Source organism: Chryseobacterium sp. SIMBA_038 (genome assembly GCF_046535115.1).
In the GTDB taxonomy this organism is placed as follows: Bacteria; Bacteroidota; Bacteroidia; order Flavobacteriales; family Weeksellaceae; genus Chryseobacterium.
On record NZ_JAWRXH010000351.1, the window covers coordinates 1 to 247 of the forward strand.

1 pseudogene is annotated in these 247 nt (G+C 32.4%); it reads right to left on the bottom strand.

Annotated features, from left to right (window positions below):
• Nucleotides 1-202, bottom strand: a pseudogene (locus tag SB689_RS23860) (stress-induced protein); the annotation flags it as partial.
• Nucleotides 203-247: the final 45 nt, after the last annotated feature.

Below are 247 nucleotides of genomic sequence, written 5' to 3' on the forward strand. Positions count from 1 at the left end.
CGTCGTCATCGTCGTCATAACTGTTTTCATAATCATCGAACTCGTCCTCATATTCAGAGAAATCATCATCATAATCTTCATCCTGGGATGCATCATTAAAACCATGGTCATACCCTAACTGATAAACTTCCTCTAAAGTGGATTTTTCATTGTTTGAAGAATTACTTCTTGAACTACGATTGTTTGAATTTCTAGTGTTCATAACTGAATGTTTTAAAAATTAATATATAAGTGATGTATTGCCTTT